We start from the raw sequence: 14,279 nt of genomic DNA, 5'->3' as shown, positions 1-14,279 counted from the left end.
CGGCGGGCGCGGCAAGCGTGGATATTTCCCTATCACATTGAATGAATGGGAGCTTTCCTGTTTCCCGGGTGTCGGCGGGTGTTCCGCCAGAAGGCGATTCTTCAGGTCGCGGGCATCGAGGCCGGTCGGACCGACAGGATTTTTTACACATCGGGCTGCAAAACCCCGAAGGCGGGGCCGACGGTGGCTACTGACAGTGTTTTTCTTGCTCGATGCCCAATAAAATTACACGGAAAACAATTGGATAGATTGTCTAGGCTCTTCTTGGCACACTGTCTGCATAGTACAGGGCAACACGAAGAGAATCGTGCAGAGATTGACCCGAGAAGGAACCGGTCACTTTACGAGTGACATCAGAAAAACACAGACGAGTCGGAGAACTGCGATGAAAACGTTCAAGAAAACCCTTCTGGCATGCTCGGTCGCCGCCGGCGTCGCAATGAGTGGCGCGGCTACCGCCGGCCTGATCAACAGCGGCATCAGCATCCATGTGGCCCAGATCTTCGAATACGCCTCGACCGATTTCAACGGCAACGGCGTGATCGACCAGGTCGGTGAGGTGCTGGGTGGCATCGGTAACGTCCAGTCCATTACCAACAGCGACGGCAGCCAGATCTACTGGCAGTCCGGCGACAAGGGGCAGGAGCTGACCTTCAGGTTCGACGGCTACACCGCCAGTGCGATCTCTCCCAGCCTGTTCGGTTTCGACATCACCTTCACCGGTGGCCAGGTGGATTTCTATCTGGACGACACCCCGGACTTTTCTGCCGCGGGCGGCCCGGTGCCTGCCACCATCGCCACCGCGACCGACGGTGCCTTCTACATGAGCCTGCTGGGCGCCACCGGCATCCTGGCTGATGGAGCCACCACCCTGTACTCCAGCCTGAACGCCCTGACCACGCCCTTCGTCGGCAGCGGCCACGGCTACCTGAACCTGGATCTGGCCAACCTTGGTCTGGCGGGTACGGCCTACGACACCAACGGCCTGACCGGTGCCCTGGGCGAGGCCAACGACTTCCTGCTGGAAAGCAGCTTCAATGCCACCGAGGGCAGCAATGCCGGTTGGCCGGCAGGTGGTACCGCGAGCCTCACCGGCGCTGTGCCGGAACCGGCTTCCCTGGCGCTGGTTGGCGCCGGCCTGCTGGGCTTCGGCGTGGCACGCCGGGGCAGGAAGGCGGCCAAGTAGGCTGAGCGGGTTCTCCGTATGAAGGTAGACGGAGGTCGGCTCCGCTAAGAAGATGCCCGACCCCTGGCTGCCTTGACTTGAGCCCCCTGTGATTCGCTCACAGGGGGTTTTTTCTTGTCCGGGTTAACACCACGCCAATCGCGGCCTGGAGGCCGCTCCTACGGGGCATGGCGGCACCATGGTAGGAGCGGCCTCCAGGCCGCGATCCCCGGCGGGTCCGGACACGCCTGGACTTGCGCTTTACTCAAGGAATGTCTGATCAAATCTGGATATAAGCCGCCAAGGCTCAAGGGTTCCAACAACGCTTCATGAATTCGATTAACCCGGCATATTCAGTTGCCGGGTCACTAACCCGGATATTGCACCAAGGCGGCGTGCATGAATGGGGTTCGTGCTGTAATACAGGGACGATATGGCCATGAAAGACCCCATGGGCGGGTTACGGTTTGTGCCTATTCGATGTCAGGCCGACTCTGGCCGCGCATCCTGGGTGATCCTCCTCAAGCCATAGCAACGGCTATGACTTTTCGGACGATCACCCAGGCTGCCTTGCCAGCCTCGCCCTGAGCATCGAATTCTTGGTGCAATATGCGGGCTAGCGGGGCAGGACGCGGTGCAGGATCAGCTTCTTCAGTTTCTGCAGGGGGCTGTTCATGCCCAGAGGGTAGTGGCGGTGGCGGAAACGTTGCAACAGCGCGTCGTACTGGATGACATGGGGCACGGCATAGAGGGGACGTTTGCCGGTGAGCAGGTTGGTGACCTGGGTGGCGATGACGCCGGCGATCATGAAGGGGGCGGCACCCACCGAGGGCAGCCGCTGGTTTCCCAGCTCGGCCCTGCGGCTGTCGAGGTATTTCAGCATGTAGGGTTTGGGGGCGATGCCGGCAATCAGCGAGACGGTCAGCTCGCGCTGGGACATGCCGGGGCGAAAACCGAAGTATTCCTCGAAACTCATGCCACGAGGATCGAAGATCAGCAGGGTGAAGCCGAAGCCGAGCGGCGGTGCGGTGAGGACCCAGAGGTCGCGCCTGCGGGCCTCGGCATAGAGCAGGAAGCGTTCCTCGAAGCAGTAGAAGTCCAGCGAATCCACCACGATATCCACCCCATCCAGAAACTCGCCGATCGTTTCCGGGGAGATACCGGTGTCCAGGCAACGGATGTCTGCCTCGGGGTTGATGCCATGGATGATGTCGCGGGCCACACGGGTCTTGGCCTGGCCGAGGGTGGCCATGGTTGCCCCCAGCTGGCGGTTGAAATTGGCCAGTTCGTAGGTGTCGGGGTCGGCCAGCGTGAAGTTGCCGATGCCCATACGCGCCAGGGCGTGGGCCTGGGCGCCACCGGTACCGCCCAGGCCGGCGATGGCCACCCGTGCCTTGCGCAGCCGCTGCTGTTCATCCTCGCTGAGGAAACCGAGATTGCGCTGGAAGGCGCAGTGGTAGTCGAAGTCCGCGCTCATATCGGTTCAGCGGACTACTTGGTGCCCACCACCACGCCGTGGTCGAGCGGCATGCCGGCTATGCGCTCGATGCGTTCGAAGCCCGCCTTGCGGAAGCAGTCCTCGTAGTCCTTCCAGGCGTAGAGCATGCCCTCGCCGGTGGCGATGGCGAGGAAGTAGGGCGAGCCCAGGGCCGTGCTGAGTGGACCGCTGTCGTCGTCGTCACCCATCATGCCGAAGACCAGTACCGAGCCGCCGGGCTGCAGTGCCTGATGGGATTTCTCCAGCAGTCGGGTGTTCTTCTCCAGGCTCCAGATGGTGAAGATGTGCGAGAAGAGGATGGCGTCCACGCCTTCGGGGAAGGGGTCCTCGAACATGTCTCCGGGGTGGGTGTCGATCCGGTCCTGCAGGCCGGCCGCGGCGATCTTGCGCGTGGCGATTTCGCAGACCGAGGCCGAGTCGAATACCGTCAGCTGCAGCTGTGGATACTTGCGGGCCAGGGTGATGGCGTTGGTGCCGTCGCCACCGCCGACGTCGACCAGATGACGGAAGCGGCTGAAGTCCATGTGTTCCAGCAGGTGCTGGTTGGCCTGGGCCGACAACGCACTCATGGCGTCCTGGAAGACGCGCTCCAGTTCGGGATGCACGCTGAGCCGCTGGTAGAGGGTGTTGCCGGGCCCGGGAAAGCGCTCCAGTCCGGTATTGGCGCCCTCGCGCAGGGCGCGGCTGAAGTCTTCCAGGCCAGGATAGACGATGTGCCGCTGCCAGCCGAGGATGGGTGTGGCGCTGCCTTCGCCGACCAGCATCTTCTCGGTCAGGGCGGCATTGCGGTAACCTCCGTCCTGCTTCTCGATGAGTTTGAGGGCGGTGAGGCCGATGAGCAGGATGCGGGCCGGTTGCGGGGCCAGGCCGAGGGCCTCCTCGATGGCCGCCCGGTCGGCTCCGGGGGTGCGTGAGAGGTGCTCGAACAGGCCCAGTTCCACACCGGCCCAGAGCAGCTGGAAGGCGGTATGGCCGCCGGCGATCAGGATCAGCTGTTCCATGGTCAGCGGCTTGTCGGAGGTGGCGTGCTGCATGATGTCGTTCCTTGGCTGAATTCGCATCGGTCGGCCCCTTGATCGGGCCCCCTCGCGTTGTGCTGTGCTATGTTGTGCCTGTATTGCCCGCGTTCCCCTGTTGGGCTCGCGGCAAGGACGAAGCGGTCTCGGTCAGGTGTCGGCCCGCAGTGGTCGGTTCTTGAGGGCTGGACATGCCGGCCCTGGCAGCGCTGCCGGCGACTGCCTGCAGTCTAGTCGTGACGCCCGACTATTGCCATGTTTGCCGGCGTGACAGGAGATGATGTCTTGAGTGTGCCGCCCATTGTCGATTACCTGGTCCGGGCAGGGCACGCTGCGCCTTCGGCGGACAACGCACAGCCCTGGCGTTTCGATTGGGATGGCCGGCTGTTGCGTGTCTCGGTCGAAGCGGCGCGGCTCGATCCCCGGGTGTTCGATCGCGACAGTCCGGCGGTGGGTATCACCCTGGGGGCCGTGGCCGAAAACATGCTGCAGGCAGCGGAGGCCGCTGGTCTCGAGCCCGAGCTGGAGTTGATGCCAGAGCAGATGGCCTTCCAGCTGCTGCTTCCTCCCTCGCTGCTCGAGGCCGCGCCGCCGGCTGAGCTGCCCCGGGCGCTGCAGGCACGCCACACCAACCGTCTTCCCTTTCTTCCTGATCCTCTGCCCCAGGCAATGGCGGAGGGACTTGCCAGGTCGAGTGAGGGGTCGGCGCGGCCGCTGCTGGTGACCGAGGCGGCCAGCCTCCGCCGGCTGGCCCAGCTGGTGGAGCAGGCCTCCCGGCTGCGTTTTCAGACCCGCCACATCCATGAGTGGTTCGCCCGTTCGCTGCGTTTCGCTCCCGAGCAGGTGGCGGCCGGCGACGGTCTGGATGTCGCCACCTTCGATCTGCCGCCGGGGGGGCGTCTGCTGTTGCGGCTGGTTTCTGACTGGCGGCGCATGGTTTTCCTCAACCGCTTCGGATTTCACCGCCTGTTCGCTGCCATCGAGGCCCAGCCTGTCAGGAAGGCGCCGGCGGTGCTGTTGATCAGCGCCGCCGCAGGGCGTCAGGCCAGTTTCGATGCCGGGCGCCTGATGGAACGGATCTGGCTGGATCTCAACCGCCAGGGGATCGCCGTTCAACCCTATTACGTTCTCCCCGATCAGCTCGATCGCCTCCGGCGTGGGGCGTTGGACGCGCCGCACCGCCAGCGGATGCTGGCCGTCGAGGCCGAACTGCAGCGCTGCGTCCGGCTGGAAGGCCGCAAGCTGTTGATGATGTTGAGGATTGGCCGCCCCCGCTGCCAGGCGGTGCGTGCCCGTCGCCTGCCGCTGGAGGTGGTGTTCAAGGGGAAGGACTCGACTTGACGTCCATATATTGGGCGTGTTTACAATCGCGCCCACTACATTTTGTACGCTCAGCCGGTCTTTACCTCGTGCGCCGGATCCTTGCGGATGTGTGACCGCTGTAACATTTCTGATTCCAGGGCTGTGCTCTAATCCCCGTCTGAATCTTGGGAGGTGTCCCGGACATGCAGGATCTACAGGCGCTTTTCTTGCGCCACTTCGAGGTGGTGCAGGCAAACGAGGGGCCGCTGCTGGAACAGGCCCACGCCCTGCGTTACCAGGTGTATTGCCTCGAGACCGGTTTCGAGTCGGCGGAGCGTTTCTCCAGTCCGCATGAGAGGGACGAATACGACGAACGTGCCGTTCACAGCCTGATTCGCTGGCGGGACAGCGGTGAGGCCCATGCCACGGTGCGGCTGGTGCTGTGTGACGAGGCGGATCCGTCCCGGCCCTTTCCCCTCGAAGCCCACTGCCCCGGTGTCCTGCCGTCGGTCGGTTCCCGCTTCGGCGGCGTGCCACGCGACACCTTTGCCGAGATCTCCCGCTTTGCCGTGTCGCGCCAGGCCCTGGCCCGCTCCGTGGCCCTTTCCCGGCTGGAGGGCATGGCCGCTGCCCGTTTCATTCCCTACCTCACCTTGGGGCTGTTCCGGGCCATCGTGCAGATGAGCGTCGAACGGTGCATCAGCCACTGGTATGCGGTCATGGAACCATCCCTGCTGCGCCTGCTGACCCGCTTCGGTATCGTTTTCCAGCCCCTCGGTGGGCTGGTCGACTACCATGGCCTGCGCCAGCCCTGTGTGGCCTCCATCGACGAGGTCCTGGCCGGCATCTACTTCAAGCGTCGCGACGTCTGGATGCTGATTACCGACGGCGGTCGTTACTGGAGCCGTCCGTGGATGGACGAGGCTCCGCGCCTGCAGGTGCGTCACACCGGCTGATCGGCCACTGCCGGAGGGGGGGACGGCCTGCCGGCCCGGGCAATTACCTGAAATGTGAACTGCCGCACTCATCTTTTACGCCCTCCGGCCGCTAGTCAGGGGGAAGCTTCCCAATCCAGCATTTTCTGGCGGCTGATTCGAGTGGTGTGATGAAACAGGATCTGGTCCAGGCCTTCAATCGACATTTCCGGGTGGAAACCCACGACAGCCCGTATCTGCGGGATGCCTGCTACAGCCTGCGCTATCAGGTCTATTGCCTGGAGACGGGGTACGAGGATGCGGCGGCCTTTCCGGATGGCCGTGAAACCGATCGCTTCGATGGGCGTGCGGCCCATGCCCTGGTCTACCACCGGCCGACGGGGCAGGCGGCGGCGACGGTGCGCCTGGTCTTGCCCGATCCAGGGGATTCGAGCCGGCCGTTCCCCATTGAACTGCACTGTGCGGCATCCCTGCAGGCCGCCGCTTTCGACATGGCAGGCCTGCCCCGGGACCGAGTTGCGGAGATCTCCCGCTTTGCCGTATCCAAATCCTTCAAGCGCCGTGCCGGCGAGGCCGGAACGCTTGCCGGTGCCGCCCTCGGCGGATCCGCCTCGCGCCCGAGTGTCGACGCGCGTGCCTTCCCGCATCTCACCCTGGGGTTGTTCCAGGCCATCGTCGCCATGAGTGCCGAACATGGCATCACCCACTGGTATGCGGTCATGGAGCCTTCCCTGCTGCGTCTGTTGACCCGCTTTGGCATCGTCTTCCGGCCGATCGGCGAGTTGAGCGACTATCATGGCTTGCGGCAGCCCTGCATGGGAGTGGTCGACGAGGTGCTGGAGGGCATCTGGAGGAAAAGGCGCGATGTCTGGACGCTGATCACCGAGAACGGACGGACCTGGCCGGCACCCGAGATGCCCTTTCCGAGTCTCCACGTGGCTTCCCCCTAGCCCGCATATTGCACCAAGGATTCGCCCTGAAACTCGAATCCTTGGTGCAATATCAGGACTAGGTTTCCGCCGGTGCTCGATGGCCTTGCCGGCGTCCGGAACTCTGTCTTGCAATATCACTTCCACGATACTTTATAAATATATTTTATGGATTGGTGTTCCACCTCAGTAGAGGGACGGAAGCCAAATTTTCCCTAAGGCGGCGCAGTATGGCCTGAGTGAAGGCGTGAAATTGCCGCCCACAGGTGGAAGCCGGCATCGGCTGGCAGCCGTGTAGGAAAATTCGTACATACATGAGTTAAGGAAGGGCATATAGTAGCTGCACTAATTATCGGATAATCTTGTGAAGGGCCGGAATTTGGCCCGGGTCGACGGTTCGTTTCGAAGAAGATACTCTCGAGCCGTGTTTGTTGGACGTCAATTCCGGGGGGAGCAATCAGTGAACACACGCCTGTCAAATCTGCGAAGCCACACATTCTGGATCCTGCTGCTGGCCTTGGGTCTGCTGGCCGGTTGCAGCAGCACCCGCTATCCGGCCGCTCCGGCGGTGTCGGGTGAGGTCGAGTCTCCGCCCTATGTCATCGGTCCCGGTGACAGCGTGAACATCTTTGTCTGGCGTAACGAGGAGCTGTCCAGCAGCGTGCCGGTCCGTCCCGACGGCCGCATCACCACGCCTCTGGTCGAGGATCTGCAGGCGGCCGGGAAGACCCCTTCCCAGCTGGCCCGCGACATGGAGAAGGCACTCAGCACCTACGTCAAGAATCCGGTCGTGACCGTCATCGTCACCGGTTTTCAGGGTCCTTACGAGAAGCAGATCCGGGTACTGGGGCAGGCCGCCCAGCCGAGCGCTCTGCCATATCGTGACAAGATGACCCTGCTCGACGTGATGATCGCCGTTGGCGGCCTGACCGATTTCGCTGCCGGCAACCGTGCTGTCGTGGTGCGCCGTCAGGGAGACGAGGTCAAACAGTACCAGGTGCGAATCGATGATCTGATCAATGGCGGTGATATCTCCGCCAATTTCGCCATGATGCCGGGTGATATCCTGATCATTCCGGAAGCCTGGTTCTGAGTGACGACCGCGTTGCTCGATTGAGGGGGTAGGGGACTTGTACGAGTTGATCGACCAGCTCCTGCGCCATCTGCGTGGGATCTGGCGCTACAGATGGCATATGATCCTGACCGCCTGGGCAGTCAGTCTGGGCGGCTGGGCCTTCGTCTACAGCCTGCCCGACCAATACCAGGCGACGGCCATGGTGCATGTGGATACGCAGACGGTGCTGCGTCCCCTGTTGCGTGGTCTGGCGGTGAACTTCAATGCCACCCAGCGGATCGGGATGATGACCCGTACCCTGATCACCCGTCCCAACCTGGAGAAGCTGGCACGGATGACCGACCTGGATCTGCAGGCCGGCACGCCGGAACAGATGGAGGATCTGCTGGATTCGCTGGCCCGGCGCATCAAGCTGCATTCCACCAAGCGCGAAAACCTCTATACCATCTCCTTTACCGATCCCGACCGCAAGCTGGCCAAACGCGTCGTGCAGTCGCTGCTGACCATTTTCGTGGAAAGCAGTCTGGGCCAATCCCGCGAGGACACGGATACGGCGCAGCAGTTCCTGGCCCAGCAGATCAGCCAGTACGAGAAGAAACTGAACGAGGCGGAGGCCCGGCTGGCCGATTTCAAGCGGCGCCATGTGGGGATGATGCCGGGCGAGGGCAGAGACTACTATGCCCGGTTGCAGAACGCCCAGAGCGAACTCGATGCTGCCCGGCTCCAGCTGCGCGAACTGGAGAATCGCAGGGCGGCCCAGCTGCGGCAGATGGAGGATCTTGAGGACGAGGAGAGCACGCTTGGCATCTATTCCGACAGCGGCGGCGCAACCAGTGCCATCGATGCCAGGATCCAGTCGCTGCAGTCCCGCCTCGATGAACTGCTGCTCAAGTTTACCGACAGGCATCCGGATGTCATCGAACTGCGGCGCCTGATCGAGACCCTTGAAACGCAGCGCCAGGAGGAGGCGGAAGCCATGCCGGCAGAGGCGACCCAGAGTGGCAATCCCCTCTACCAGCAGATGCAGATGATGCTGACCGAGACCACCGCCCAGATTGCATCGATGCGGGCCCGGGTCGCCGAGTACGAGTCCCGGGTCAAGAAGCTGCAGGAGCTGGTCGATACCGTCCCCCGTGTCGAGGCCGAACTGCAACGCCTGAACCGCGATTATGCGGTGCACAAGAAGAACTATGAACAGCTACTGGCCCGGCGTGAGCAGGCGAACATCTCCGAGCAGGCCGAGATCTCGGCAGACGATGTGAAGTTCCGGGTGGTCGAGCCGCCGCGAGTGCCCTTGACCCCGTCCGGACCCAACCGCCCCCTGCTGATGAGTATCGTCATGCTGGTGGGGCTCGGATCGGGGGTGTTCCTGGCCTATCTGCTGTACCAGATGCGCCCGACCTTTGATGACCCCAAGGTCATGAAGCAGGTCACGGGGCTGCCGGTATTCGGCACCGTGTCCATGGTCTACACCGACGAGATCCTCAGAAAGAGGCGTCTGGCCATGCTCAGTTTTAGTATCGTCGGTATCGGTTTGTTGCTGTTCTATGCTGGCGTGATGGTGGCCGACGGCCTGGATCTGAATCTTGCACACGGCCTGCGTGGCCTATTGAAGGATATTGGTTGACCGGCCTATGGATACCATAGAAAAAGCGGTAAAGAAGCTTGAGGAGGATCGGTCGCAGGCGGTCATTCCCGATGATACCAGCGTCGGGGAGACTCCATCAGCCCTGGAGACGGAGAGTCCTGCCGGGGTGGTGGAGGCTGCAGCAGCCCCGTCGAGCCCGGGCAGTGATCGGCGCATCACCCTCGACCTGAGCCGCCTGCAGGCAGGCAGCATCGTCGATCCAAGCTCGGAGCAGAAGGACTTCCTCGCCGAGGAATTCCGCCGAATCAAACAGCCGTTGCTCAAGCATGCCAGGGGACAGGGTGCATCGCAGGTGCAACATGCCAACCTGATCATGGTGACCAGCTCGATTGCCGGGGAGGGCAAGACCTTTACCTCCATCAATCTCGCGCTCAGCATCGCCATGGAACGTGACAAGACGGTGTTGCTGGTGGATGCCGACGTGGCCAAGCCGGAGGTCACCAAGCGGCTCGGCATTCAGGCCGAGAAAGGGCTGAGTGATGTCCTCCTGGATGATGATGTCTGGTTGAACGACGTGCTGATCCGCACCGATATCCCCAATCTGTCCATCCTGCCCGCGGGTCGACAGCACCCTCATGCTACCGAGTTGCTTGCCAGTCACCGCATGAGTTCACTGGCTGATGAGATGTCGACCCGTTATGCGGATCGCATCATCATCTTCGACACGCCTCCCCTGCTGCTGACGTCAGAGGCCCGCGTGCTGGCCGGTCTGATGGGGCAGATCCTGGTGGTGGTCGAGGAATCGAGAACACCGCAGCCGGTTTTGCAGGAGGCGCTTGGCATGCTGGAGGGGGTCGAGATCGTGGGTCTGGTACTGAACAAGACGCATCATCAGGCCGGAGGAGAGTATTACGGCTATGGTTATGGCTATGGCTATGGCAAATAACGGCAAGCCGCTGCGGCGGATCTGTATGGCACTGCGGTTGGGGCTGCTGGCCTTGTCGGCACAGGCGATGAGCGGTGCCGTCCATGCAGAGAACTGGCAGATCGAACCACGGCTCAGCGTGGCCGAGACCTATACCGACAATGTCGGCAGGGAGCCCTCGGGGCAGGAGAACGACGATCTGATCACCCAGTTGATTCCCGGGGTGCACATCAACAAGGCCGGTGGGCGGCTGCGGGTCATCGGCGACTACCAGGCACAGGCCCTGCTCTTCGCCAACGATGGTGATCGCAACAGCGTCTATCATCGCCTCAATGCCAAGGCCGATGCCGATATTGTCGAGGACTGGCTGTTCTTCGATCTCGGGGCCTCCATCTCGCAGGCCATCATCGATGCCGAGCAGCGGCTGTTGCTCGACAATTTCAGCGGCAAGTCCAATCGCGGCAATGTGGTGACCCTTGCTGCCAGTCCCTATCTGAAGCACGATTTCGGCGGTATCGTGGCGGTCGATCTGCGTTATGCCTTCCAGAAGACCAGGTTCAGCCGTGGTGCCAAGGACAGCCGGATCGACAAGCTGACTGCGCAGCTCGGCAATGGCCGGCGCCTCTCGCCCCTGCGTTGGGGAATAAACTACCGGAAGGAAGATGTCGACCGAGATACCCTGGTCGACCCCAGCTTCGAGAGTCTGCAGGGCGATGTCAGTTATCTGCTCGGCCGCGGTTTCTCCCTGCTGGCGAGGGCCGGCCGGGAAGACAATGCCTTCAATAGCCGGCGCTCCGTGACCAACGGCTCCTACTGGTCGGCAGGCCTGGGCTGGGCGAACCGCTTCCTGTCGCTGCAGGCCATGAAAGGCAACAACTACCAGAGTGTCGCTCTCGGCTTGACGCCTTCCGTGCGCACTTCACTCAACATTTCCTTCAGGGACCGCAGTGTGGGTGTCAACCCAGGCACCGTCTGGTCGGGCAATTTCCAGCACCGGACACGACGTTCGAACTGGTCGGCACGCTACTTCGAGGACACCATCACTGTGCAGCAGATTCAACTGGAATCAGCCAATGCAGCCATACTCTCCATGACCCTGCAGGATGTAATCGACCTGGAACAGGGCATCCTGGCCGGTGGCGGCTTGCCTTTCTATGACGAGAACCTGAATCTGTTCTCGCTGACGGATTCGGTTATCGAGCGCAAGCGCGGTTCGGCCTCAGTGTCATACCGGCTGGCGCGGACCACCTTCAGTCTCTCGGCCTATGACGAGGAGCGCGATCTGCTGGCGAGCGGCGAACAGCAGAAGGCGCGTGGGGGCGTGGCTGCGGTGCGCTGGCGCTACGGTGCGCGGACCTCGACCCTGCTGCGTTATGGCCGGCAGAATGCCGATTTTCTTCCCTCGGGCACGGCGAATGACCTCAGTTACTGGCTGCTGACCCTGACCTACCAGCTGGGTGCCAAGGCAACCGGTTCGGTCGAGTTCAGGACCACGGAGCAGGATTCCTCCAACCTGTCGAACAATTACGACGAAAATCGTCTCACTTTACGATTGCAGGTGACGTTCTGATGTATGAGCGTTTCTATAACCTGAAGGCCAAACCCTTCCGCCTCAGTCCGGACCCCCGTTTCCTCTACCAGAGCAAGGGACACGCCAAGGCGCTGGCCTATCTGCGCTATGGCCTGCAGCTCGGAGAGGGGTTCATCATCATTACGGGAGAGATCGGTGCCGGCAAGACCACCCTGGCACGCACCCTTCTCGAGAGCCTGCAGTCCGAGAACATCGTTGCCGGTCAGCTGGTGACCACCCAGCTGCAGTCCGACGAGCTGCTGCGTGCCGTTTGCAGCACCTTCGGTCTCCAGGCGCAGGGTGTGCCCAAGGCCCAGTTGCTGAAGAACCTCGAAGTCTTCCTCATGGCCCGTGCCCGCGAGGGGCGGCGGGTGCTGCTGGTGGTCGACGAGGCGCAGAATCTGCCAGCCGAGTCCCTGGAAGAGCTGCGCATGCTCTCCAACTACCAGGTGGGTGAGAAGGCGCTGATGCAGAGTTTCCTGCTTGGCCAGGGCGAATTCCAGGCCACCGTGCAGATGGAAGGCATGGAACAGTTCCGCCAGCGGGTGATTGCCTCCTATCATCTGGGCCCCATGGACCGCGAGGAGACCCAGCACTACATCGAGCACCGCCTGACGCTGGTCAACTGGAAGAACGACCCGGCCATCGACAATGAGGCCTATGACGCCATCTATGAACACACCGGCGGCATCCCTCGGCGCATCAATACGCTCTGTGACCGATTATTCCTCTACGGCTGTCTCGAGGAGACCCACCAGATCACTGGTGAGACGGTGCGCTTCGTGGTCGATGAGCAGCAGCAGGAGATATCCAAGGTACAGGCCTCGGTAGCCAGGTCACGCCCCCAGACAGAGGCGCCCGGTGACGGGCAGATCCATCTGGCCAGCCCCAGCAATACGGTAACCGATGCGGAACGGCGTCTCATTGCCCTGGAGAAGAAGGTCGAGGCGCTGGAGGAACGGGTGAGAAAGGATCGTGATCGGATTCAGAAACTGATCATGATGGCCGTTCTATCGGGTGACGACGTGGACTTTCCGCAGGCCCTGGAGTCGCTGCGCAAGGCAGATTGACCGGGTTATTCTTCCGCATCCACAGTTTGGGACAAGATGCCAATGGGGCAAGAGAGCAGGCTGACCGTTCTCTGTGTGGTTGGGGCGCGCCCCAACTTCATGAAGATCGCACCGCTGATACACGCCTTCCGTGATTCCGGGGGGGCAATCGACGCCCCGCTGGTGCACACCGGCCAGCACTACGATGCGGCCATGAAAGGTGCCTTCTTCGAACAGCTTGGCATCCCCGAGCCGGATGTCGATCTCGGTGTCGGATCGGCCAGCCATGCGGTGCAGACTGCCGAGATCATGCTGCGCTTCGAACCGGTGCTCGACGAGTTGCAGCCCGATGCGGTCCTGGTGGTGGGCGATGTGAACTCGACCATCGCCTGTGCCCTGGTGGCGGTGAAGAAGTCGGTTCCCGTTGTCCATGTCGAGGCCGGGCTGCGCAGCTATGACCGCGACATGCCCGAGGAGATCAATCGCGTCCTGACCGACCAGATCTCCGAGCTGCTGTTCATCACCGAACGCAGTGCCCGGGACAACCTGCAGCGTGAGGGTGTGGCGGTTGAGCGGGTGCATTTCGTCGGCAATGTGATGATCGATACCCTGCGTGCCAATCTTCCACGGGCCGTCGACCCGCGCGAGACCTTTGCCGCCGAGCCCATGGCAGAGCACCTGTTCGAGGCGGACAGGGGTTATGGACTGCTGACCCTGCACCGGCCCTCCAACGTGGACGATCCGCAGGTTTTGGCCGCCCTGCTGGACACCATTTCCGAACTCAGCCGGCAGATACCCCTGGTCTTTCCCCTGCATCCGCGCACCCGGGGCAAGATCGAGGCAGCGGGTCTGATGAGCCGGCTGCAGGCAGCGGATATCCTCCTCACCGAACCGCTTGGCTACCTGCAAATGCTGGGCGTCATGTCGAAGGCGCGGCTGGTGCTGACCGATTCCGGGGGGCTGCAGGAGGAGAGCACCGCACTCGGCATCCCCTGTGTGACCCTGCGCGAGAATACCGAGCGGCCGATCACCGTCGAGCAGGGGACGAACACCATCGTTGGCACCGACCCTGAACGGATCCGGCTCGTGGTCACGGACATACTGCAAAGCGGTGGCAAGGCCGGGCGCATTCCGGAGCTTTGGGATGGCCGGGCTGCGGAACGGATCCGTGACGTGTTGCTGACCTGGCGTGGCTGTTCATCCTCGGTTGCAGCGGTGGGCTGAAGC

The 14,279-nt window shown here is 62.4% G+C and carries 12 protein-coding genes; 10 read left to right on the top strand and 2 right to left on the bottom strand.

All coding sequences use genetic code 11. From position 1 onward, the window contains the following. Positions 1-385 precede the first annotated feature (385 nt). Positions 386-1,186 (top strand): PEP-CTERM sorting domain-containing protein, encoded by an 801-nt coding sequence (locus QVG61_RS08065; RefSeq protein WP_289930126.1) that lies wholly within the window; start codon positions 386-388, stop codon positions 1,184-1,186. A gap of 595 nt (positions 1,187-1,781) precedes the next feature. On the opposite strand, the gene QVG61_RS08060 is transcribed toward QVG61_RS08065, so the two are convergent. Both QVG61_RS08060 and QVG61_RS08055 read right to left on the bottom strand, forming a co-directional pair. Next, the gene (locus QVG61_RS08060; RefSeq protein ID WP_289930125.1) at positions 1,782-2,642 is read right to left on the bottom strand and encodes a ThiF family adenylyltransferase; all 861 of its coding nucleotides are present in this window, start codon (positions 2,640-2,642) and stop codon (positions 1,782-1,784) included. A gap of 14 nt (positions 2,643-2,656) precedes the next feature. Further along, positions 2,657-3,697, bottom strand: coding sequence for a methyltransferase (locus QVG61_RS08055; protein WP_289930124.1), 1,041 nt, complete (start codon positions 3,695-3,697; stop codon positions 2,657-2,659). A 267-nt stretch (positions 3,698-3,964) separates the two neighbouring features. Here QVG61_RS08055 and QVG61_RS08050 point away from each other — a divergent pair, with 267 nt between their 5' ends. The 9 genes from QVG61_RS08050 to wecB all read left to right on the top strand — a co-directional run bounded on the left by QVG61_RS08050 (position 3,965) and on the right by wecB (position 14,276). Next, on the top strand, positions 3,965-5,020 hold the full coding sequence (locus QVG61_RS08050) for a hypothetical protein (RefSeq protein WP_289930123.1): 1,056 nt from the start codon (positions 3,965-3,967) through the stop codon (positions 5,018-5,020). A gap of 164 nt (positions 5,021-5,184) precedes the next feature. Continuing rightward, a complete protein-coding gene (locus QVG61_RS08045; RefSeq protein WP_289930121.1) occupies positions 5,185-5,937 on the top strand; it encodes a PEP-CTERM/exosortase system-associated acyltransferase in 753 nt (250 codons plus the stop codon). Between the two features lie 149 nt (positions 5,938-6,086). Next, positions 6,087-6,866, top strand: coding sequence for a PEP-CTERM/exosortase system-associated acyltransferase (locus tag QVG61_RS08040; protein ID WP_289930120.1), 780 nt, complete (start codon positions 6,087-6,089; stop codon positions 6,864-6,866). 439 nt (positions 6,867-7,305) lie between these two features. After that, the gene (locus tag QVG61_RS08035; protein ID WP_289930119.1) at positions 7,306-7,938 is read left to right on the top strand and encodes an XrtA/PEP-CTERM system exopolysaccharide export protein; all 633 of its coding nucleotides are present in this window, start codon (positions 7,306-7,308) and stop codon (positions 7,936-7,938) included. Between the two features lie 100 nt (positions 7,939-8,038). After that, a complete protein-coding gene (locus tag QVG61_RS08030; RefSeq protein ID WP_289930118.1) occupies positions 8,039-9,547 on the top strand; it encodes an XrtA system polysaccharide chain length determinant in 1,509 nt (502 codons plus the stop codon). Between the two features lie 7 nt (positions 9,548-9,554). Further along, positions 9,555-10,454 (top strand): XrtA-associated tyrosine autokinase, encoded by a 900-nt coding sequence (locus tag QVG61_RS08025; protein ID WP_289930117.1) that lies wholly within the window; start codon positions 9,555-9,557, stop codon positions 10,452-10,454. A gap of 25 nt (positions 10,455-10,479) precedes the next feature. Continuing rightward, the gene (locus QVG61_RS08020) at positions 10,480-12,003 is read left to right on the top strand and encodes a TIGR03016 family PEP-CTERM system-associated outer membrane protein (protein ID WP_289930116.1); all 1,524 of its coding nucleotides are present in this window, start codon (positions 10,480-10,482) and stop codon (positions 12,001-12,003) included. Continuing rightward, positions 12,003-13,073 (top strand): XrtA/PEP-CTERM system-associated ATPase, encoded by a 1,071-nt coding sequence (locus QVG61_RS08015; RefSeq protein ID WP_289930114.1) that lies wholly within the window; start codon positions 12,003-12,005, stop codon positions 13,071-13,073. The genes QVG61_RS08020 and QVG61_RS08015 overlap by 1 nt, the downstream gene beginning before the upstream one ends. A gap of 42 nt (positions 13,074-13,115) precedes the next feature. After that, the gene (wecB, locus tag QVG61_RS08010) at positions 13,116-14,276 is read left to right on the top strand and encodes a UDP-N-acetylglucosamine 2-epimerase (non-hydrolyzing) (RefSeq protein ID WP_289930113.1); all 1,161 of its coding nucleotides are present in this window, start codon (positions 13,116-13,118) and stop codon (positions 14,274-14,276) included. The last annotated feature ends 3 nt before the right edge of the window (positions 14,277-14,279 follow it).

It is taken from the genome of Thiohalobacter sp. IOR34 (assembly GCF_030406045.1).
Taxonomy (GTDB): domain Bacteria; phylum Pseudomonadota; class Gammaproteobacteria; order Thiohalobacterales; family Thiohalobacteraceae.
Note: the sequence above shows the minus strand (reverse complement) of the source record. Positions and strands in the feature narration are given on the sequence as shown.